This is a genomic window from Mycobacterium sp. E1214, from assembly GCF_001666755.1.
Taxonomy (GTDB): Bacteria; Actinomycetota; Actinomycetes; order Mycobacteriales; family Mycobacteriaceae; genus Mycobacterium.
In genome coordinates this window covers 13484-34730 of the sequence record NZ_LZJC01000015.1, presented here as the reverse complement: position 1 = coordinate 34730, position 21247 = coordinate 13484, and the positions used below count along the sequence as shown (strand labels likewise).

Sequence of the window (21247 nt, the reverse complement as noted above, 5' to 3'; positions counted from 1 at the left end):
AGGTGACGGTTGTGAGGGGCGCGGTCCACGTAAGTGGGCGACTTTCGCGAACCCTTCCTGCAGGTCTTGCGATGTCATATGTACAGATGGTTGTCGTTTGACCTGCCAATCACCTTGGTTTGCTGAAACCGGTCGAGGTAGCGAAGGGTGCGCAGAAGCGATCCCTGTGGGAAGTACGATGCAGCACAATGATCACGATCGTCTGCGAAGTTCGCGCAAAAGAGGAGCGATGAGGCGGCGGCAGTACTGTGATGTGGAGTCGAATGGCGTCGACGACCTCGCCCGCTGCGTCCACCTGCAGTAGGTACACAGTCCGAGTAGCTCATACGGTGAGGAGACACGATGTCGGGTGTTTTGCCCCCCCCGCGCGGGACAGGACCGACGAACGAACCTCGGATGCCCGGACAATGGCCCGCGATGACTTTTCCTCCATCGTCCCGTCAACAGAAGATCTGGCCCGTCACGGCGCTGGCCGCTGTCGCTGTCGTCCTAGCGGCTGTTGCGTTGGTAATGGCCCTAAAGCGACCAGTGGATACACGGCCATCGCAGGTGGCGGCAGCGCCGCCTACGTTCAGCGTGGGCGAAAGTTCGTCCGCCGCAAAGCAGCTTTGTGACACATACAACCTCGCTGCCCGCGCGGTTGGCGTCGACACAAATGGCAATAATCCAGCGCTAGCTAGGATTGCTCTTACTAATGCCGCTGCAATGATTGACAGCGTTGACGGGAGTCCCGCGCTTGCGGCTAATTTCCGAGACGCGGCACGCAATCTAGCGGTAGCGTACCGCACGCTCACCGCCAAAAGCTCTAGTGATGCGTTCTCAGAGGCAGAATATAGGGCAGCGTTGGACGACGTGAGTGCGAAAAATTCTGCAATGAAAAAGATATGCCAGGCATGATGGCTAATCCCTCAATTACACCGATGTGGTCGTAGCGATCGGGAAGGTGGCTGAGCGGGCTAAAGGTCCGGCTCGCTGCGCGCCGAGTTAAGGCACGATCATCCGAATAGTATTGCATTAAATTGGTTGCCGATCCGGCAACTCCGCAGCATAGCTAGCTATCTACAGACAACATGGTGTCGGGAACGGTCGTCGCAGCGGCCTCTTTATACGGCGTGAAGCGTTCGCTTGACGTATAGCTTTGAGCTTGCTCGGCACGACATTGTTCCTGGCGGCGCCGCTTTCGGGTTAGAACACTATCTATATTCTTCCATGGCAGGGCGGCTCCAACGAAACACAAGCGGTCGATGTACGGCCATATGGACCCTATCTTGTATGACGCGTACAACTCGCCCGGCCGAGCGTTTTAAGTCCTGACGAACCGCAAAGTCTCCAGCTAAGTTACCGGCCGCTTGGCAAGTCGTGACGATGTAGAGACCTCGAACTCTGCGACAGCGTTTAGTTTAGTCGTAAGCGTTTCGATGCGAGCATTTTTCCGCCGGCGGTAGGAAGGTGGAAATTGTGCTCGCGGGCGGTCCGATAGATGGCGACATGACACTAGGAGGGACAATGGTGGGCAACCTCCCTCCAGCAGCAGATGACGGCCCGTCGACAGGATCTGCTGGTCCGATACGATGCGGCCCACCCCTTCCAGTGCAGTCAATGCCACACGCCGATCATGGCCTGCAATGCTTCTCGCTTCGGTTGCCGTCGTATTAGGCGGCGCCGGCTTAATCGTTGCGCTTACGCGTCCGATGGGGAGCGACATCCAGTCCATTCCTGCGTCATTTACATCACCGACGTATCCGCCTGACCAATCCGCAGCTGCACACAAACAATTACGCGACGCATACGTCTTCGCGGCGCGGGCGATCCGGATTGACACAAATGGTGACAATCCGGCCTTGGCTGGGCTTGCGACCGTCAACGGCGCGGCGTTGTTGGAGCAAGTAGTAATTGCGGCACCGGCGCTTCCACCTGAAGACCGAGCGGCAGCCCTTGCGCTGGCGGCCGCGTACGGCAGAACACAGGCCACATCCAGTTGGGTGCAGCAACGCGATGACCCTGCGTGGCGATCAGTAACCGACGAGGTTAACGCCAAGGATGGAGCGATGAAGAAACTTTGTCTCAATTCGTGACCAAGCTGCTGCGCCGCTGGATTGTGATGGTGGCTAGTGGATTGAAAAGAGGGCAGCGAGCAGCTGACTGATCCCGCGTATAAGAGGGCAGTGAATTGCCTGTGCAGTCATGACTGCATCACTATGAGTGGATGCACGATGTGCAGGCTTGGTTCTGGTCTCGGCAGACCCCGGGCCTGAGGAAGAGGAGAACCCGTGACAGGAGAACACGCCCCTGGCTTTGGCGACGAGCCACTCGCCCGGCCGCCTGCAGGGCCGTGGCCAGCATCTTTCATTGGTCCCGCCGCGCGGCGAGCGCGCCCGTGGTTGGCGATAGCGGTAGCTCTCACAGCGGCTGTAGCCGTCGCTGCGCTCGTCGTGGCGCTGACAAGAACTTTCCCTGCCACGACTGCGCCAGCTGTACCAGCCGCGCCCGCTTTCACTGCGGCACAGACCACTCTGGCGCAGCAGCGACTCTGCGACGCGTATAAGTTGGCCGCGCGGGCGGTGCAAGTGGACACGAATGGCAGTGATAAAGCCTTTGCTCGGATTGCCCTTACTAACTCTGCGGTCTTACTCTATAACGCTTCCGAAGACCCAGCGTTGGATGGAGATCACCGCAGCGCGGCGCAAGCCCTAGCCACTGCGTATCTCACGGATACGGCAAAGAGCAGCGAAGGCGCCGCAACGGAAGGTGAATTTCGGGCGGCGGTCGATGATGTGAACGCTAAAGATTTAGCTATGAAGAGGGTGTGCGGTGGCGGTTGATTTACCGGCGGGAAAGTGGTCAGCTGCTTTAGTTGGAGCATGGTGGCCCGCCCCATCTACAGCTCTTCGCGCCGGAGCGCAACATTGGAGCCAAGAATCTGTCGAACAACAAAATTATTCAAAAACTCTGCATAGCCAGTGGACCAAGATTGCCGCACACAACCAAGGACGCACAGCCGATGATTTGATATCGCGGTACCAGCAGAGCGAGAAGTTTCACGTGGATTTAGCGGAGAAATACCAAACTAAATCGACTGGGTATAGTTCAGGAGCAGACGCTATAGACTATCTCCGGAGTCGGCTATCTGATATAGCTGAAACGGGTAATAAAGAGATCGATGACATCATGGCATCGAGGAAACCACCGCCTGAGCAGTTGGCAGAAGTTCAGGCCGTTCAAGCCCGCTGTAATACAGACGCGGCGAATGCTAGTCGGGATGCGGTCAATAAGCTTATGGCGGCGACTCAAAAAATTCTGAATGCCGAGGGTATAGCTGGTGACGCCCAATCATGGGCCATAGCGAATGGCTTTGACGTCGGTGACCCGAAGCCACCGAAGCCGATTGGCCAACATGACTTGCATGAGTCACCAACCGGACCTCGTTCCGGACCTGCAAATGGCGGTGTGGGCCCCAACGGCCAGGAGCAAACGCCTGGAGGCGGCAGCAGAACCGGCGGTGGCGGGCTTCCCGGCCATCACCCTGGTGGTCCAAGTAACCAGTCTCAGAACCCGGGTGGTGCCAGCTGGAGCGGCACCGAAGGATCAGCGCCGGGTGTGCCAGCACCCGCGCCGCCCGTTGTTCATATGCCGGGTGGCGGCGGAGGTATCTCACCTGGAATGCCTGGGGTGCCGGGAGGAGGGACACAGCTGTCGCCAGCAGGCTTCGGAGGGCAAGGCCTCCAACCCAATCTGGCCCAAACTTTTGCGAACGGGTTCAGCGCCGGTCAAGCGACCGGTCCGGGCGGCCAGGCGTTCTCAACGGGGGCTTTGAACGCACTTGAAGGTCAAGCACCCCAGGCGGCCCCGGCTGTGCCCGGGGTAACACCGACGGTCCCAAGTGCCGGCGCATTCATTGCAGGAGCACCACCGGTTGATGCGCCTCCTGCCGCTGCGCCGGCGCCAATGACTGGAGGTGGCTCCATAGCGCCGGTAATGAGCGGAGCCTCGTGGTCGTCGTCGACTCCGCTGAGCGGCTCAGCACTTTCGGCGGGGCCCTTGCCCGCCTACGGTTCAGATCTGCGGCCGCCCGTCGTCGCTCCTCCGTCCGTACCGTCGGTTCCTTCAGGGCCTGTTTCCGGTGCACCGGTCGCGCCGTCACCGTCGTCGTCGCCGTCCGCCGGTGGATCGCTGGTTTCGTCGGTACAACGAGGCGGGCCTGGCCCGGTCGCGGGTTCAGGCGCAGCCGGGTCGCCCACCCTGGTGGGTGCATCAGCGGCGTCAGCGGCTGCGGGTGCTACTGCCGGCGCGGTTTCTGGCCGATCGGCCGAGCAGCAGCGCCTGCAGCGGCTTGTGGATGCGGTCGCGCGCCAAGAGCCACGCTTGTCGTGGGCGGCTGGATTGCGCGACGACGGAACGACGACTTTGGTGACCGACCTGGCAGGAGGATGGATTCCGCCGCACGTCCGGTTGCCTGCGCATGTGACGTTGCTGAGCCCGGCAGTACGACGTCACGACATGACTGCGGTCGATTTGCTTGGTGCTGTCACGGTTGCGGCGGCCCATGATGCCAACTCCTATGTCGTCGAGCCGGGATCCGACGAGCCGGTGTTGAGCGGCGACCGGCTTGCTCGATCAGCCGCACCCGACGTTGACGAGTTAGGACCCACCCTTGTGGACGCCGTGCGCCGACGGGACGGTCTACCGCGGATCGCGCAAGCGATCGCGGCGCCGGCTGTGCGGAAGACGGGGGTGCTGGATAGCGAGGCTCAACTGCTGAGGCAAAGCGTCGCGGACATTCAACAGTCAGTAATTGCGGCCTATCCTGACCACGGTTTGGCGGCTGCCGGAGACTGGATGCTGTTGGCAGCCATCGAGGCGCTCATCGACGGGCACACTTACCTCGCGAACTACCACCTGGCCTGGTTCAACGCCCTCGTCCTTCGCGTAACTTCCTAGCGCCGCTCGGGGACAAAGGTGAATAGCGGTCCCGCGCGTTCATGGCAAAATGAGTTCACGACTAGGTGCTGTAGCTGAACTCGATCTGACAGCAAGAACGCTTCAAAAACGGAAATGAGGTGAGACCGTGGGCGGCCAGAATGGTCCAGCTGGACCAATTAAAGCGAGCCCGGGGGTCTACGGCGGGATAGCTAACGCACCAGCACCTCCGCCAATCGTGACTCCTCCACCTCACCCCCCAGACCCGTCGCCGGTCGGTGCAGGTGCCGGAGGTCTAACCGCTGCCGGCGCGGCCGGTGTCCCGAAAGACAACGCCGACGCCGACGCCGCGGACGCCGACCGGAAGGCCAAGGCGGCCGATGCGGCCGCCAAATTCCCCGCGAACGAAGCGAATTCGTCGCAAGACATGCAGATGATCCAGCAAATGCTGCAAAGCGTCACCGGCGCGCTCGGCGGTGCGGTGGGTGGCGTCATGCAGCCGCTGACGCAGCTCCCGCAGCAGGCGATGCAGGCTATGCAGCCGCTGATGAGCGCGATCCAGGGCGGCGCGCACGGTGCCAGCCTGGCTGGCGACTCGCACCTGGTGGACAGCGTCAAACCGGACACCGGCCTCGGCGGCGGCGCGGGCGGGGGCGGCGCGGGCCTCGGCGGTGGCGGCACGACGCCGGCCAGTTCGCTGGGCCCACCGCCGGTGCCTAACTCCTCACCGCCGACGACGCCCGCCGGGGCGAAGACCCCCGCGATGCCGCCGGTCGGCGGCATGCCGACCACCGGGGGCCAAAGCGGCATGGGCGGCATGCCGATGATGCCCCCGGGCGCCATGGGCGGCCACGGCGAAGGCGGCAATAAAGACAAGCCCGTCGAAAAGCGGATCTCGGCCCCCGGCGTGCCCAACGGGCAGCCGGTGAAGGGCCGCCTGACGGTGCCGCCGAGCAACCCCAACGGCAAAACGGGCGAGGCGAAACCGACCGTCGTCACCAACCGGCCCAGCCGGCGGATCGTCATCATGCCCAACGAAGACGAGCCCAAGGAGTAGCACCCACCCCCTCGCGGGGTGAGTGGTTGCGCACACCGGCGGCCGTTAGGGTCGCTGCTGAACAATCCGATTATTGACACCGCAACCGCCGATGCGTGCATGCTATGTAGGCGGCCGCGGCGACGGACAATAGCGCGGCCAACGGCTGGTTTTCAGGTGCGGCGCCGACTGGTGCCAGACGGTTTCAGGGTAGGGGAGTCGGTGACCGATCCGCTGAGGCGACAGGCGCTCGCGGCGCTGTCCCGCGGCCACCACCTGTTCTCGGGGCAGACCGCCGTTCCGACGATTGTCGGCGTCGACCGGGTCACCCCCGCACCGCACGACGGCCTGGCGCACCGTGCGACGGCGCAGCTGCGCCGGATCGCCGGCAACGACCGCGCCCTCGCGCACATCGCCGCGTCGGCCCACACCGAACATACCGACGCCAAACTGGCGACACGGGCGGTCCTGGACGCGGCCCACGCCGACACCACCCCGGCGGCCGACACCCCGCTCGGCCGGCGCGAGGCCGCCGCCCGCATGGCCGCGCGATTAAGGCAGCAGCACCGCCACATCGCGGCGACCCACCGCCGCGCCCGGCTGCTGGCCGCGCGTCTGCGACGGCTGCGCTACCGACACCGGCAGGCTACGCCCGACGGGCACCTTCCGTCGGGGCGTGCCGGGGTCCTGCAAGCCATCCGTAAAGCGTTGAACATCAAGGGCATTCACGATCCAGCCGCGCGCGCCCGCTGGGCGCGCGGCATGGACCTGGTGGCCCGTCGCGAATCCAACTACGATGCTGGCGCCGTCAACGGCTGGGATGCCAATGCGGCGCGCGGCACGCCCAGCAAGGGCGCCTGGCAGTTCATCGGACCGACGTTCGCGGCCTACCACGAACCGGGAACGTCGTCGAACATCCACGACCTGGTCGCGCAGGCGTGCGCGTTCATCAACTACGCGAGGGGCCGCTACGGGGTGGCGGCTGACGCGTCCGATCTTGCCCTCAAGATTCAGCAGGCCGATCCGCGCCGGTCACCTAAGGGGTATTGAGCATGCCGCTGAGTTTGTCGAACCGTGACCAGAACTCGGGACATCTCTTCTACAACCGTCGCCTGCGGGCTGCCACCACCCGGTTCTCGGTGCGCATGAAACACGATGACCGCAAGCAGACCGCCGCGCTGGTGCTTGGGATGCTGCTGGTCGCCATCGCCTGCGGATGGATGCTGCTGCTCAATGTCCTCAAACCCACTGGCATCGTGGGGGAGTCGGCGATCATCGGCGACCGCGACTCCGGGGCGCTGTACGCTCGCATCGAGGGCCGCCTCTATCCCGTGCTGAACCTGACGTCCGCGCGGTTGGCGACCGGGCAAGCGGGACAACCGACCTGGGTGAAGCCCGCGGAAATTGCCAAGTACCCCACCGGCCCGTTGGTCGGCATCCCCGGGGCGCCGTCGGCCATGCCGGTGCACCGCGGCGCCATGTCGGCCTGGGCGGTGTGCGACACAGCCGGCCGGCCCCGCAGCGGTGAAAAGCCCGTGGTGACTTCGATCGCCGGCATGCTCGGCAGCGGCGAGCGCGCGGACCCGATGCCCGACGACGCCGGGGTGCTCGTCACCTTCGAGGGCAACACCTACGTGATCTGGGGCGGCAAGCGCTCACAGATCGATCCGGTGAACCGAGCGGTCACGCTGAGCCTCGGCCTCGACCCGGGAGTGACTGCGCCCGTGGAGATTTCGCGGGCGCTCTTCGACGGCCTGCCCGCCACCGAGCCGCTCGGCGTACCCGCCATCCCGCTGGCCGGCAGCCCGTCGACGTGGGTGTCGGGCTCACAGGTCGGAGCGGTGCTGCAGGCGCAGACCTCCAGCGGCGGCAAGCAGTTCTACGTGTTGTTGCCCGACGGCGTGCAGAAGATCACCAGCTTCGTCGCCGACTTGCTGCGCAGCGCGAACTCCTACGGCTCCACGGCTCCGCGCGTCGTCACGCCCGACGTGCTGGTCAACATCCCCGAGGTCAGTTCGCTGGCGGTCGACTACTACCCGACGAAGCGCCTGAATTTCGTTGACATCACCGCGAACCCGACGACCTGCATCGCCTGGGAGAAGGGCTCGACGGACCCGCAGGCGCGGGTCACCGTCTACAACGGCCGCGGCCTGCCCACGCCGTCGTACCTGGACAACCGGATCGTGCACCTGGTGCGCGACGACCGCGACCCGGCCTCGGTGGTGGCCAACCAGGTGCTGGTGCTGCCGGGCGCGGCCAACTTCGTGACCTCGACCAGTGGGGTGATCACCTCCGATTCGCGCGAATCGCTGTTCTGGGTGTCCGACAACGGTGTGCGGTTCGGGATCGCGTCCAACGAAGAGACGCTGCGATCCCTGGGCCTAGACACCGCCTCGGCGGTGCAGGCGCCCTGGCCGCTGCTACGGACGTTCGCGGCCGGGCCGGCGCTGTCGCGGGAAGCGGCGCTGGTGGCCCGTGACACGGTGCCGGCGACGGGCAGGGTGGCTGTGGTGACGACATCGGCGAAACCGGGAGGCTAGAGATGTCCAAGAAGGCGTTTCCCATCAACCGGATGAAGATCGACCCCCCGAAACCCGTTCGGGTGGCGCCTAATTCGCCGATCGCATTGCCCGAGCGCGAGCCGCGCAACATCTGGGTGATGATCGGTGTGCCGGCGCTGATCGTGGCGCTCATCGGCACCATCGTCATGCTCTACGTGTCCGGGGTGCGGAGCCTGACCACCGGGTTCTTCCCGTTGATGGGCATCGGCGCGTTCAGCATGTTGGCGTTCTCCGGCCGATTCGGGCGGGCCCGCAAGATCACCTGGGGCGAGATGGAGAAGGGCCGCCGCCGCTACCTGCGCGACCTCGACGTCAACCGGGACGAAATCCAAACGGCGGTCTGCGCGCAACGCGAATGGCAGAACTCGGTGCACGCCGACCCGCGTGGCCTCGGCGCCATCATCGGCGGCCCGCGGATGTGGGAACGCGGCCGCAGCGACGCCGACTTCTTGGAGGTGCGGCTGGGCACGGGTGTGCAGCACGCTCCGGATTCAGTGCTGTCGGTAACGTGGCCCGACATCGCCTCCGACGAGGAACTCGAGCCCGTCACCGGACAGGCGCTGCGCGATTTCATCCTGGAGCAGCGCAAGATCCGCGACATCGCCAAGGTGGTGAACCTGCGCTCGGCGCCCGGCTTCAGCTTCGTCGGTGACGACCTGGACCGGCTGCGGTCACTGCTGCGCTCGGTGCTGGCCTCCCTCGCGGTGTTCCACAATCCGCGCGACGTCAAGCTGATGGTGGTGACCCGCAACCCCGAGGTGTGGTCGTGGATGGTGTGGCTGCCGCACAACCTGCACGACGAGCTATTCGACGCCTGCGGCTGGCGGCGCCTGGTGTTCGCCACGCCCGAAGAACTCGAGGAGACCCTGGGCGCGGAGCTGCACATGAAGGGCAAACGCGGCGCCTGGGCGCCGATGGCGGCGGCCAGCCCGACCGCGATGGGCTCGGCGCTCGAAACCGGTTCGGACGGCGTCGATCTCGGGCCGCATCTGGTGATCGTCGACGACAACACGGGCAGTCCCGACGCGTGGGAGAGCGTCGTCGGCCAGGTCGGTAAGGCCGGGATCACGTTGCTGCGCATCGCCTCCCGCGTCGGCACCGGGGTCGGATTCGCCGACGACCAGGTGTTCGAGATGGGCGAGCGGCACAGCCCGCTGCACGCGTCGGTCGACGGCCAGATGGGCATTGTCCGCAACGGTTTCGACGCCGACGGCGAGGACGGCCGCCCGGCCCCGCTGCTGCGGGTGCGCGGCAAGTTCTACGCCCACGCCGACCAGCTGTCGGTGCATCGCGCCTACCGGTACGCCCGGGCAATGGCGCGTTGGTCCCCGACCAGCCGCAGCGAGATGGCCGAATCGGCCGGCGGCGCAACCGAATTGCTGCGTGCGCTCGGCATCAGCGATCCCCGCGAGCTGGACGTCGACCGGTTGTGGGCCGATCGCCGCGGCCGCGGCGACGAACGCTGGTGCGAGGTCCCGGTGGGCGCCAAGCCCAGCGGCGAGCTGCAGAACGTCATCCTGCGGGCGAAAGACTTCGGCGGCTTCGGCTTTCACTCCGTCGTCATCGGCACCAGTGGGTCGGGCAAGTCGGAGTTCTTCCTGTCCCTGGTGTACGGCATCGCGTTGACCCACTCGCCCGAGGCGTTCAACGTCATCTTCGTCGACATGAAGTTCGAGTCGGCGGCCCAGGACATCCTCGGCATCCCGCACGTGGTCGCCGCGCTGTCCAACCTGGGCAAGGACGAGCGGCACCTGGCCGAGCGGATGCGTCGCGTCATCGACGGCGAGATCAAACAGCGCTACGAGCTGTTCACCTCCGTCGGCGCCCGCGACGCGAACGACTACGAGGAGATCCGCCTCGCCGGGCGCGACCTGCCGGCGGTGCCGGTGCTGCTCGTCATCGTCGACGAATACCTGGAGTTGTTCGCCAACCACGAAAAGTGGATCAACCTCATCATCCACATCGGCCAGGAGGGCCGCGGCGCCAACGTCTTCTTCATGCTGGGCGGGCAGCGCCTGGACCTGTCGTCGCTGCAGAAGGTCAAGTCCAACATCGCTTTTCGCATCGCCCTGCGCGCTGAGTCCGGTGACGACAGCCGTGAGGTGATCGGGTCCGACGCCGCCTATCACCTGCCGTCCAAGGAGAACGGTTTCGCCCTGCTCAAGGTGGGGCCGCGCGATCTCGAGCCGTTCCGTTGCTTCTACCTGTCCGCGCCGTTCGTGGTGCCGAAGACCAAAGAGGTCTCGACCACCGTCGACATGACGCTGACCAAGCCGCGCCTGTACAACTGGCAGTACCAGCCGCTGGACGCCTCCGACGCGTCGGCGCTGCAGCAAGCCGCCGTGGTCGACGCCGAACCCGACGAATTCCTCTATCACGAGGACGGTTACAAGAGGAAGAAGATCGTCGACGTGCTGCGTGAGTCGCTGCAGAACGTGCCGCACCGGGCGCCGCGGCGGCCGTGGCTGGAGCCGCTGGAGGCGCCGGAGCCCGTCGACGTGCTGGTAGCCGGCTACCGCGGCAAGCCGTGGCACGCCGACTACGGGCGCAACGCGGGGCTGATGTTCCCCGTGGGCATCATGGACATCCCCGAGGAATCCAAGCAGGTGGTGTACGCGGTCGACGCGCTGCGCAGCAACGTCATCGTGGTCGGCGCCAAGCAGCGCGGCAAGACCACCACGCTGATGACGTTAATGTGTTCGGCCGCAACGATGTACAGCCCGGCGCGGGTCACGTTCTTCTGCATCGGCGGTGCCACGCTCGCGCAGATCGCCTCCCTGCCGCACGTCACCGACATCGTCTCACCGAAGGACGCCGAGGGTCTGGAACGGATCCTCAGCAGCATGGACGCGTTGATCGACGCCCGCGAGGATTCGTTCCGGCGGCTCAAGATCGACCTCGACGGCTTCCGGGAGCGCCGGTTCGCGCCCGGCAGCGACGGCCTGGGCGGCACCGACCCCAACGACCCGTTCGGCGACGTCTACGTGGTGGTCGACGACTACGACGATCTGTACACGCAGGACAACGTCGTCGGCGACCGCATCATCTCGCTCAGCAGCCGCGGCCCCGAGTACGGCGTGCACGTGATGTGCAGCGCCGGCGGCTGGATCCACGGCCAGCGCCAAAGCTTGCTGCAAAACGCCACGGCGCGAATCCAATTGCGACTGGCCGACCCGAGCGAAAGCCAGATGGGGCACTCGTCGCTGGACTCCCGCGATGCGGCACGGCGGACGCTGAACCGGCCGGGCTTCGGCTTGACCGACAGCCTGCACGAGTTGCGCGTGGGCATACCCGCGCTGTCGGATCCCAGCACCGGCGCGCTGGTCAACATCGTCGACGTCGGCGCCAGCATCGCCGAGGTGGCCGGGGTCACCAAACACGCTACGCTGCAACGGCTTCCGCAGCGCATCGAGCTCAAGGCGATCCTGGACTACGAGAAGGCGAACCGGGTCGCCGAGCCCCTGTCGATCGCCTACGCGATCGGAGAGCGCCACGAGCTTCGGCCGGTGCCGCACAAGCTCGAGGACAGTCCGGGCCTGATGATCCTTGGCCGGCAGGGCTGCGGCAAGACGCTGTCGCTGGTGGCCATCGGCGAGGCGATCATGAGCCGCTTCAGCCCCGAGGAGGCGCAGCTGACCCTGGTGGACCCGAAGACCGCGCCGCACGGGCTGCGCGACTTGCACGGGCCGGGCTATGTGCGCGCCTACGCCTACGACCAGGACGAGATCGACGAGGTGATCACCGCGCTGGCGCAGCAGATCATGCTGCCGCGGCTGCCGCCCAAGGGCCTGAGTCAAGAGGAGTTGCGCGCCCTCAAGCCATGGGAGGGGCCGCGGCACTTCGTGCTCATCGACGACGTCCAGGACCTGCGGCCGGACCAGAGTTATCCGCCCAAGCCCCCGGTGGGGGCCGCGTTGTGGAAGCTCATGGAACGCGCCCGGCAGATCGGCCTGCACGTGTTCACCACCCGCAACAGCGCGAACTTCGCGACGCTGCAAATGGATCCGTGGATGAGGTTCCAGAACTCCGCGAAGGTCGCTCAGCTCTACATGGACAATGACCCGCAGAACCGGATCAACCGCGCGGTGCGCGCCCAGGCGCTGCCGCCGGGCCGTGGCCTGATGGTGAGCGCCGACGGCGACGTCGAAGGGGTGCTGATCGGGTTGCCGTCCACGGTGGTGGTGCCCGCGCAGTGAGCGGCCGTTACAGCGGCGCGCTCTGCTCGGCCAGGTTGAGCATCAGGTAAGCCAGGCACATCAGGAAGTTCAGCACGACGAGGACGAGTCCGGCCAGCAACGCCGACCGCGCGCCACGCCGCTTCATCCGCTTGTATCTCGCGGTCCGCGATTCGCGGTCCAGTTGAAGCGCGATCAGCGCGAAGTTGACGTTGATCGCCTCGTGAGCGGCCAGCGGTGCGCCCGCGAGCATCTCCCGAAGGCGCTCGGGTGCCGTCCGGACGCCCACCCGCTCGAAGTGCTGGCACAGCCTGCGGGCGCGCCGCCGGGCCAGTGCCTGAGAACGCATGTGCAACTGATGCGAGAGTTGCCCTCGTTGGTCGCCCCAGGGGTTGGACGGGGTCATCACGATTGGGATTCTAAATCGCAACGGGCTGATTGCGGCGTGTCCGCACCAAAGTTGTTGCGCGCGGTCATTTCGTCGTGTCACCTCGAGTTTGCTCGGGCTCGGGCAGCCCGAGGTAGCGGTCGAGGTTACGGTGCAGATCGATCGCGCGCCGTTCCTCGCTGGAGAGCACCGGATGGGTGCACCCGGGTTGGTGCATACCGTGCTGCATTTTAGCTAGCACGCGGATCTGTTGTGTGAGAACGATGCCCGGCTCGGCATCGTCCGCCGCTGGCCGGCCGTGCGTCGGCGTGGTGCGGGGCACGCCCGGTGGCCGCCGCGTCGTCAAGAACATGACCAGTTCCGCGCGGTCGGGATCGGGGCCCGGGCGCGAACACATGACGGTGAGGTGATCGGCAGTGGCGAGGAGCGTCATGGTGGGGAACACGTCGCACCGATGCAATCGGGTCATTCGGTTCGTGTCGGCCCACGACAGGTCGGCGACATGGCTCGCGGCGAACGCCCGCGTCCGCTGGGTGTCTTGCACCGTCTGGCCGGGTAGGCGCTCGTCCACCGGCAACGGCGCGCCCGGTGCGGCGCCCATCAGTGCGCCGTCTGCGCGTGGGCGTCCCAGACCTCGCCGTCGGTGAGCGCGCCGTCGATGTGTGGGCTCGGCACGCCGTAGGGCTTGGTCGGATTTGCCGGTGTGCCCCCAGATCCGTTGCGGCGCAGGAACATCGTGGCGCGTCGGTGTCCGGGTTGACCGACACCAGGCCCGCCCACGTGTCGACTCGGGCGGCCAGCAGCGGATAGTCGGAGAGGTGCCGCGACCCGAAGCCCCTGCGCCCGGGCACCCGAATGAGCGCCCCGGTGACATCCCACGTCCACCCGTGGAGGCCGCACCGCAGTTCACGTAGGCCAGAACCGGATCCGGTGCACAGGGCATTCCCGCGGTGGGGACAGACATTCGCCGAAGGCGCGCAGCACCCCGTCGTCACCGCGCACGATCAGCACGCCGAGCGGACCGCAGCGGTAGTCGAGGTAGTCGCCCGGCCGGGCGACGTGGTCGGCCATGCGCGAGCTGCCACACCTTCGGCCACAGCCGCTCGGCTTCGAGCGCGGGGGAGTAGTACCGCTCGGCCGGCACCAGCGCCGGCCGTTGCGGCGGGCTGCCGATCGTGTCCCGGTCGCGGACGGTGTCACCCCGGGCTGTGTCACGGCCGGGACCTCTAGCGCGCGCCGCGCACCAACCGGCCGGGCCGGGCCCCGGTGTCGACGTCGTCGCGGCGGGTGGCGATGCCGCTGACGATGGTGGCCGCGTAACCGCTGGCGCCCTGCAGGATGCGATTGCCCCCGGCGGGCAGGTCGAACGCCATCGCCGCCGGGTGCAGCCGCAACGCGTCCATGTCGATGACGTTGATGTCGGCCTTCTTGCCCGGCTCGATCGTGCCGCGGTCGGTCAGCCCGAACAGATGGGCGGTGTCGCGCGCCTGCTTGCGGATGACGTACTCCAACGACAGCTTCTCGCCGCGGTGCCGGTCGCGTGCCCAGTGTGTCAGCAGGAACGTCGGGTAGGAGGCGTCACAGATCATGCCGCAGTGGGCGCCGCCGTCGGACAGGCCCAGCACGCCCGCCGGGTGCAGCAGCATCTCGCGGATGGCGTCATGGTTGCCGTCGGAGTAATTGAACAGCGGCAGCATCAGCATCGCGTCGCGTCCGACTCGAGCATCAAGTCGTACAGGGTCGACAGCGGATCCTCGCCGCGCGCGGCGGCGATCGCGGCGACGGTGCGGTCCGGGGTGGGCTCGTAGTCCGGCGGGTCGCCCAGCGCGTAGAGCCGGCCCAGTGAGTACTGGACCATCGCGAACATGCCATCGAACAACTGCGTCGGGTCGACGGGCAGGTCGTCCTCGGCCAGGATCGCGGCTTTGACCGCCGGGTCGGCCAGGCGCCGGGCGAGCTCGTCGCGACTCAGCTCGGCCTTGAGCCGGCGGTAGGTGGGGCGGTGGCTGAAACCGTGGTGCCCCTGGAACCCGATCATCATGCCGAAGGGTCGCGCGGCGACCTGCGGGTAGAGCCGGCTGCCCGCCGCGTGGGCCGCCGCGGAGAGCTCGAGCTGCTCGCGCCAGAGCTTCGGATCGGCGTCGACCTGGGTCAGCGCGAACGACACCGGCCGGTCGATCTCCCCGCTGAGCCGCCGCATCCACTCGAGCTCCTTCTTGGGGCCGATGATGTCCTCGCCGGCGGCGCCCTGGGGGGCGAGCTCGAACACCGCCTGCCCGCCGGCCGCCATCGCCCGCCCGAGGCCGAAGAGTTCGTCCTCGGCGGCGAACGTGCCCGGCACGGGTTCGCCGTCCATGGCGCGGTGCCCCATGGTGCGCGACGTCGAGAACCCGAGCGCGCCGGCCTCGATCGCCTCGCGGACCAGCCGGCCCATCGCCTCGATGTCCTCCGGGGTGGCCGGCTCGTTGCGGGCCCCGCGTTCGCCCATCGCGTAGGCCCGGACGGCGCCGTGGGCGACCTGGCTGCCCACGTCGATCGAGAACGCACCCTTGCCGATCGCGTCGAGGTACTCGGGATAGGTCTCCCAGCCCCAGGTGATGCCCTCGGTCAGCGCGGTGCCCGGGATGTCCTCGACGCCCTCCATCAGCTCGATCAGCCACTGCTCGTTGCCGGGCCGCACTGGCGCGAAACCGACGCCGCAGTTGCCGGTGACGATGGTGGTGACGCCGTGGCCGCTGGAGGGCTCCAACAGGCTGTCCCAGCTGACCTGGCCGTCGTAGTGGGTGTGGATGTCAACGAAGCCGGGTGCGACCACGCGGCCGGTGGCGTCGATGGTCTCGGCGGCCTCGCCGGACAGCTCGGGGTCCGCCGCGCCGCGGCGCACCACGTCGACGATTTTGCCGTCCCTGATGCCGACGTCAGCGAGGTAGCGCTGCGCGCCGGTCCCGTCGACCACTGTGCCGCCGATGATTTTCAGGTCGAACATGGGACTCCTCCTCGTCGAGGCCGCCGGCGTAGCGGCATTACGCTACGTCAGGGAGCGTAACTCGCGAGGGGAAACAGCAACAGGTTCGCGGCGGTGGCCGCTGGGGCGTTCGCCGCGGCGCTCAGGCGTTGGAGCTGGAGCGCGTCAAGTCCGTCCAGGTCATGGTGACGCTGGTGCCGTGCGGTGTGCGGTCGATGTGCAGGTCGTCGGCGAGAAGTTCCATGAGGGGGATGCCCCGGCCCCGCAGTTCCTGGCGGGGCGGCGCGGGGGAGTGCGACCGCCAGCGGCCGCGATCGATCACGGTGACCGCCAGGCGGTCGGAGTCTTCGTCGTACGTCGCGACGACGTCGACCGTCCCGCGGTGCACGGAGTTGACGTAGGCGAACTCCGCGGCGTTGGCGATCGCCTCGTTCACCGCGAGCAGCAGGTCGTTGAACCGTTCGGCGTCGAGGCTGAAGTGCCGTCCCAGCCACTGCCCGAACTCGGCCCGGGCGCGGGCGGCGCTGTGTGGGTCGGCGGCTATCCGCTTGCGGACGAAGCGGAAGCGGTCATCGCTGCTCGACACGTTATGCGTCTGATGATCCACGCGTCCCATCGTCTCCAGCTGCGCCCCCACGCGGTCGAGATCCCCCCATCAGTCGCGGCCCGAGCATCAACCGACGCCGGTGAGCGCGTCGTCGAGCGTGCTGTACAGCGACAGCACACTGTCGATGCCCATCAGTTTGATCGGCCTGCTGGTGGCCGCGCCGTTGGCGACCACGGCGAACCGCGTCGGCGGCTCCGCCTCCGCTTGCGCGGTCACCAGGACCGTCATCCCCGCGGATGCCAGGAAGTCGACCTTCGACAGGTCGACGATCAGCGCCGCGGGCTTGTTGGCCAGCGCCGTCTGGATGGCGTCGGCCAGATGCGGCGAGCTGAGCATGTCCACCTCACCGGACACGGTGAGCACAACCGCCTGATCTACCTGGTGCTTTCCTACTTCAAAAGCCGTTGGATCGATGGAATCGCCGAGTTGTTCACCCATGGTCTATCACTCACAATCGGTCCCTCACGGGACACTGCTAACTACCGAACAGCCAATGTCAAAACCTGGGAGCTGTTGATTCAACCCCACGGCACACGCTTGCCTACGGAGGAGCTTCACCCCGTTGATCTGCGCTACTCACAGCAGATACCGCCACAAGTGTTTAGTCGATGGTAGGACACGCGGTGATCCCGCCTCAAAATGCTGAACGATTTCGGGCGCGGCGACGTACTCCGGATGTGTGTGCCGGTCACACGCCAAGCGGCCCTGGGCACCAGCCCCCGCCCGGGCGGCCGCCAGTCATTTCGTTCCCATTCCCCCCGCCTGGGCTGCGGAAACGGTAAAGGATGGTGGCCGTGAAACTCGATGACCGCGACGGTGAACCCGCGGACGAAACCGTCGAGGCCAGCCCGGCACCGCCGCCGGCGGGCGGCCTATTGCGCCGCCGCGCTGTGCTGGGGATGGGCGCGGTGGCCGGCATCGCCGCAGTCGATGTGGGCGGTTTCGCCTACGCCGGCGGCTGGTTGCGGCCGGACGCCCTCACGCCGGCCCGGATCGCCGACCGCTTCGAGCACGTCTACGGCCGTCACGCCGGCTTCCGGCGCAACCACGCCAAGGGACTCAGCGCGATCGGAACGTTCACCAGCTCCGGTGACGGCGCCGCGGTGTGCCGGTCACCGATTTTCCGGCGAGGCAGCGTCCCACTCGTCGGGCGGTTCTCCCTGTCCGGCGGCCTGCCCGACCAGCCCGACAAGACCGACACCGTGCGCGGGCTCGGCCTGCTCTTCCGCGGGCCCGAGAGCCAGCAGTGGCGCACCGCCATGGTGAACATCCCCGTCTTCCCCGACAGCACGCCGCAGGGTTTCTACGACCGGCTGGTCGCGTCGAAGCCCCGCGCCGACACCGGCAAGGCGGACCCGGCGCTGATGGCCGCCTTCCTGGCCCGCCACCCCGAGACCGTCGCCGCCATGCAGATCATCAAGCGGACGCCGCCCAGCGCCGGATTCGCCGACGCGGCGTTCCACGGGCTCAATGCCTTCCGTTTCACCAACGGCGTCGGCGCCACGGTGCCGGTGCGCTGGTCGCTGGTGCCGCAGGACGCGCCCGGCACCGCCGCGCCCGGCCAGGGCCGGGACTACCTGTTCGACGACCTCATCCGCACGGTGGCGTCGCGGCCGGTGAGCTGGCGCCTGATCCTGACCCTCGGCGAGCCGCAGGACCCGACCCACGACGCCACCCGGCCCTGGCCGGCCGAGCGCCGCACCGTCGACGCCGGCACCATCACCATCACCACGGTGCAGACGGAACGGCCCGGCAACGCCCGCGACGTCAACTTCGACCCGCTGGTGCTGCCCGACGGCATCACCGCCTCCGACGATCCGCTGCTGGCGGCGCGGTCGGCCGTTTACGCCCGCTCGTTCACCCGCCGCGCCGAGGAGCCCAAGACGCCCAGCGCCGTCGACGTGGGGACGGTGCAGCGGTGACCGCCGAGCCGGCGACGCAGGCCACGCCCCGCTTCACGCTGGCCTCGCGGCTGCTGCACTGGCTGATGGCGCCGATGGTGATCGCCCAGCTGCTGCTGGGCGTGACGATGGTCGCGGCCCTGGCGTACTACCCGTTGTTGCTGGCCATCCACCGGCCCGTCGGCCTGCTGATCCTGGCCTTCGCCGTGGTCCGGCTGGCGAACCGGCTGACGCACCGGCCGCCGGCGTTCCTGGCCACCATGAGCCGAGCCGAGCGCCGGATCGCGACGTGGTCGGAGTACCTGCTCTACGCGCTGCTGCTGGTGCAGCCGCTGACCGGGTGGGCGATGCTCTCGGCGGCCCGATTCCCCGTCACGCTGGCCGGGCCGCTGCGGCTGCCGTTCATCGCGCCGCGCAACCTCGACCTGTTCGCCGTGCTCCGCGAGTGCCATGGCGTCCTCGCGTTCCTGCTGTTCGCGGCGTTTACCGCGCACATGTGCGCGGTACTCTTCCACACCTTGGTGCTGCGCGACCGGCTCCTCGACCGGATGGCGCTGTGGCGCACTCGGCGGGTGCGCCCGGAGCAAGCCTGAGGACCGCCTCCGGTGGCCTGCCTGCCCGGCCGGGCAGCGGCCGAATATGATCGGCACGATTCAAGCGTGCAGGCGCGCGGCCACCGGGACCACGAGAGACTGGGAGAGTTCGATGCCGAACCAGCAGCAAAGCGAGCGGATGACCTCCGGCAAGGGGTTCATCGCCGCGCTCGACCAAAGTGGCGGCTCGACGCCCAAGGCGCTGCGCTTGTACGGCATCGAGGAGGACGCCTACTCCTCCGAGGAGGAGATGTTCGACCTCATCCACGAGATGCGGTCGCGCATCATCACCTCCCCGGTGTTCAACGGCGACCGCGTGCTCGCGGCGATCCTGTTCGAGCAGACCATGGACCGCGACATCGAGGGCACCCCGACGACCACCTACCTGTGGGAGACCAAGGGCGTAGTGCCCATCCTCAAGATCGACAAGGGTCTCGCGGACGCCTCCGACGACGTGCAGTTGATGAAGCCGATCCCGGGGCTGGACGACCTGCTGAGGCGGGCCGTCAGCAAAGGGGTGTTCGGCACCAAGGAGCGGTCGGTGATCGGCGGCGCCAACCAGCAGGGCATCGCCGCGGTGGTAGCCCAGCAGTTCGAGGTGGCCCACCAGGTGCTGTCCCACGGCCTGGTGCCCATCATCGAGCCCGAGATCACCATCTCGATCTCGGACAAGGCGCAGGCCGAGCAGATCCTGCGCGACGAGATCACCAAGCAGCTCGACACGGTGCCCGACGGGCAGCGGGTGATGCTCAAGCTGAGCCTGCCCAGCGAGGCGAACTTCTACCGGCCGCTGATCGAGCACCCGAAGGTCATGCGCGTCGTCGCCCTGTCCGGTGGCTACTCCCGCGAGGAGGCCGACGAACTGCTGGCCAAAAACGCCGGCCTGATCGCCAGCTTCAGCCGGGCGCTGACCGAGGGCCTGTCGGCCCAGCAGTCTGACGAGCAGTTCGACGCCACCCTGGACAAGTCCATCCAGGCGATCTACGACGCCTCGGTCGCCGGCTGACCTAGTACCGGTGCCGCGCCAGCCGCGGCGGGCCCTGGCCGGTGTCGCCGTCGTCGGACACCAGCGCGGGGACCAGCTCGCTGGTGACCAGCCCCTGTTCGCGGGTCACCTCGTCGACGACGTCGAAGGATTCGGCGATGTTGGCCGGGGTGTCGATGACGACGGTCAGCACCGGCACCCGCCGGGTCAGCGACATCAGCGTGTCGCCGTGCGGCCGGTGCTCGCCGTGAAAGCCCCAGACCCCGCGCAGCACCGTCGCGCCGTCGGGACCGCGGCGTCGGCGAAGCTCGGCGACCAGCGCCCGGTGGATCGGCACGCCGGCGTGATGCGCCGACTCGCGGGTGTAGATCGCCAACTTCTGGAACAGCGGCAGCCCGTGCTCGTCGACGCCGGGCAACGGGTCCGGGCGTTCCAGCAGCGTCCCGTCCCGTTTGCACACCCGGACGCGTTCGAGGGTGAACAGGGGCCTGCGCAGTAACGTGCCCAGCTCCGGCACCACTTGGCCGATGCGGTCCCCCGACCCGACGGCCACGATCATCATCGGCACGTCGGCGTTGCGGCCCAGGAAGTGCGCGCGCTGGCGCCGCCCGTGCGAGACCCCGTCGACGCCCAGGAAGACCGACGCGCCGGCGAGCCGGCGCCGGTGCATCAGGTCGCAGAGCGCGACGTAGGCGGGCGCGCCGTTGACCCGCTCCTTGCGGCCGACGTAGATGGTCAACTTGACGGCCTCGGGCAGCTCGTCGGGCAGCCCGCTGCGGCCGGCGTCGCCGCGCAACAGGCGGGCCCGCTCGAGGGTCACCAGGCCGCGTTGCTGAAGGGCGAGCACCGGGTCGATCAGCGCCTCGATCCTCGCGGTGGTGTCGACCGCGCTGATCGCCACCGGGGGATCCTCGGACAGCGTCAGCGACTGATCCGTGCGCAGGTGCCGGCCGGTGCCGAAGCCGCTGATCCCGCGCAACACGATCCCGCAGGCGACGTCGTGGCGCGCGTACAGGTCGAGCATCTGGTCGGAGACGAATCCCTGGGCGGTGCGCCGGCGCTCGGCCGAATAGGTGGTCAGCTTCAGGCAATCGTGGTCCACGGCCGCTCCTCGGGCGT

The 21247-nt window shown here is 67.3% G+C and carries 13 protein-coding genes and 2 pseudogenes; 9 read left to right on the top strand and 6 right to left on the bottom strand.

Annotation, left to right across the window (positions count from 1 at the left end; genetic code table 11):
- Window positions 1-1625: 1625 nt before the first annotated feature.
- From A5700_RS24880 to eccCa, 6 genes are all read left to right on the top strand, one after another.
- Entirely contained in the window at window positions 1626-2075 is a 450-nt protein-coding gene (locus A5700_RS24880) for a hypothetical protein (protein WP_231973783.1), read from the top strand.
- A gap of 1093 nt (window positions 2076-3168) precedes the next feature.
- Entirely contained in the window at window positions 3169-4938 is a 1770-nt protein-coding gene (locus A5700_RS27335; RefSeq protein WP_369828201.1) for a DUF5631 domain-containing protein, read from the top strand.
- Between the two features lie 127 nt (window positions 4939-5065).
- Window positions 5066-5974 (top strand): hypothetical protein, encoded by a 909-nt coding sequence (locus A5700_RS01590; protein ID WP_156671022.1) that lies wholly within the window; start codon window positions 5066-5068, stop codon window positions 5972-5974.
- Between the two features lie 201 nt (window positions 5975-6175).
- Window positions 6176-7003 (top strand): transglycosylase, encoded by an 828-nt coding sequence (locus A5700_RS01585; RefSeq protein WP_068069838.1) that lies wholly within the window; start codon window positions 6176-6178, stop codon window positions 7001-7003.
- A 2-nt stretch (window positions 7004-7005) separates the two neighbouring features.
- A complete protein-coding gene (eccB, locus tag A5700_RS01580) occupies window positions 7006-8493 on the top strand; it encodes a type VII secretion protein EccB (protein ID WP_068069836.1) in 1488 nt (495 codons plus the stop codon).
- Window positions 8494-8495: 2 nt separating this feature from the next.
- A complete protein-coding gene (eccCa, locus tag A5700_RS01575; protein WP_068069834.1) occupies window positions 8496-12710 on the top strand; it encodes a type VII secretion protein EccCa in 4215 nt (1404 codons plus the stop codon).
- 7 nt (window positions 12711-12717) lie between these two features.
- Here eccCa and A5700_RS01570 read toward each other — a convergent pair whose 3' ends face one another.
- The 5 genes and pseudogenes from A5700_RS01570 to A5700_RS01550 all read right to left on the bottom strand — a co-directional run bounded on the left by A5700_RS01570 (window position 12718) and on the right by A5700_RS01550 (window position 17087).
- Entirely contained in the window at window positions 12718-12978 is a 261-nt protein-coding gene (locus A5700_RS01570) for a hypothetical protein (protein WP_068069860.1), read from the bottom strand.
- A gap of 184 nt (window positions 12979-13162) precedes the next feature.
- A pseudogene (locus A5700_RS01565) lies at window positions 13163-14251 on the bottom strand (aromatic ring-hydroxylating dioxygenase subunit alpha).
- Between the two features lie 52 nt (window positions 14252-14303).
- A pseudogene (locus A5700_RS01560) lies at window positions 14304-16063 on the bottom strand (amidohydrolase family protein).
- Window positions 16064-16184: 121 nt separating this feature from the next.
- Window positions 16185-16628, bottom strand: coding sequence for an ATP-binding protein (locus A5700_RS01555; protein ID WP_068069856.1), 444 nt, complete (start codon window positions 16626-16628; stop codon window positions 16185-16187).
- 87 nt (window positions 16629-16715) lie between these two features.
- Entirely contained in the window at window positions 16716-17087 is a 372-nt protein-coding gene (locus tag A5700_RS01550; RefSeq protein ID WP_068069832.1) for an STAS domain-containing protein, read from the bottom strand.
- A gap of 461 nt (window positions 17088-17548) precedes the next feature.
- On the opposite strand from A5700_RS01550, the gene A5700_RS01545 reads away from it, so the two are divergent.
- From A5700_RS01545 to A5700_RS01535, 3 genes are all read left to right on the top strand, one after another.
- The gene (locus A5700_RS01545; protein WP_068069855.1) at window positions 17549-18571 is read left to right on the top strand and encodes a catalase family peroxidase; all 1023 of its coding nucleotides are present in this window, start codon (window positions 17549-17551) and stop codon (window positions 18569-18571) included.
- Entirely contained in the window at window positions 18568-19143 is a 576-nt protein-coding gene (locus tag A5700_RS01540; RefSeq protein ID WP_068069829.1) for a cytochrome b, read from the top strand. The genes A5700_RS01545 and A5700_RS01540 overlap by 4 nt, the downstream gene beginning before the upstream one ends.
- Before the next feature lie 112 nt (window positions 19144-19255).
- The gene (locus tag A5700_RS01535; RefSeq protein WP_068069854.1) at window positions 19256-20149 is read left to right on the top strand and encodes a fructose bisphosphate aldolase; all 894 of its coding nucleotides are present in this window, start codon (window positions 19256-19258) and stop codon (window positions 20147-20149) included.
- Between the two features lies 1 nt (window position 20150).
- On the opposite strand, the gene A5700_RS01530 is transcribed toward A5700_RS01535, so the two are convergent.
- Window positions 20151-21230, bottom strand: a complete 1080-nt coding sequence (locus A5700_RS01530) for a DUF190 domain-containing protein (RefSeq protein ID WP_068069827.1) — start codon at window positions 21228-21230, stop codon at window positions 20151-20153.
- Window positions 21231-21247 lie beyond the last annotated feature (17 nt).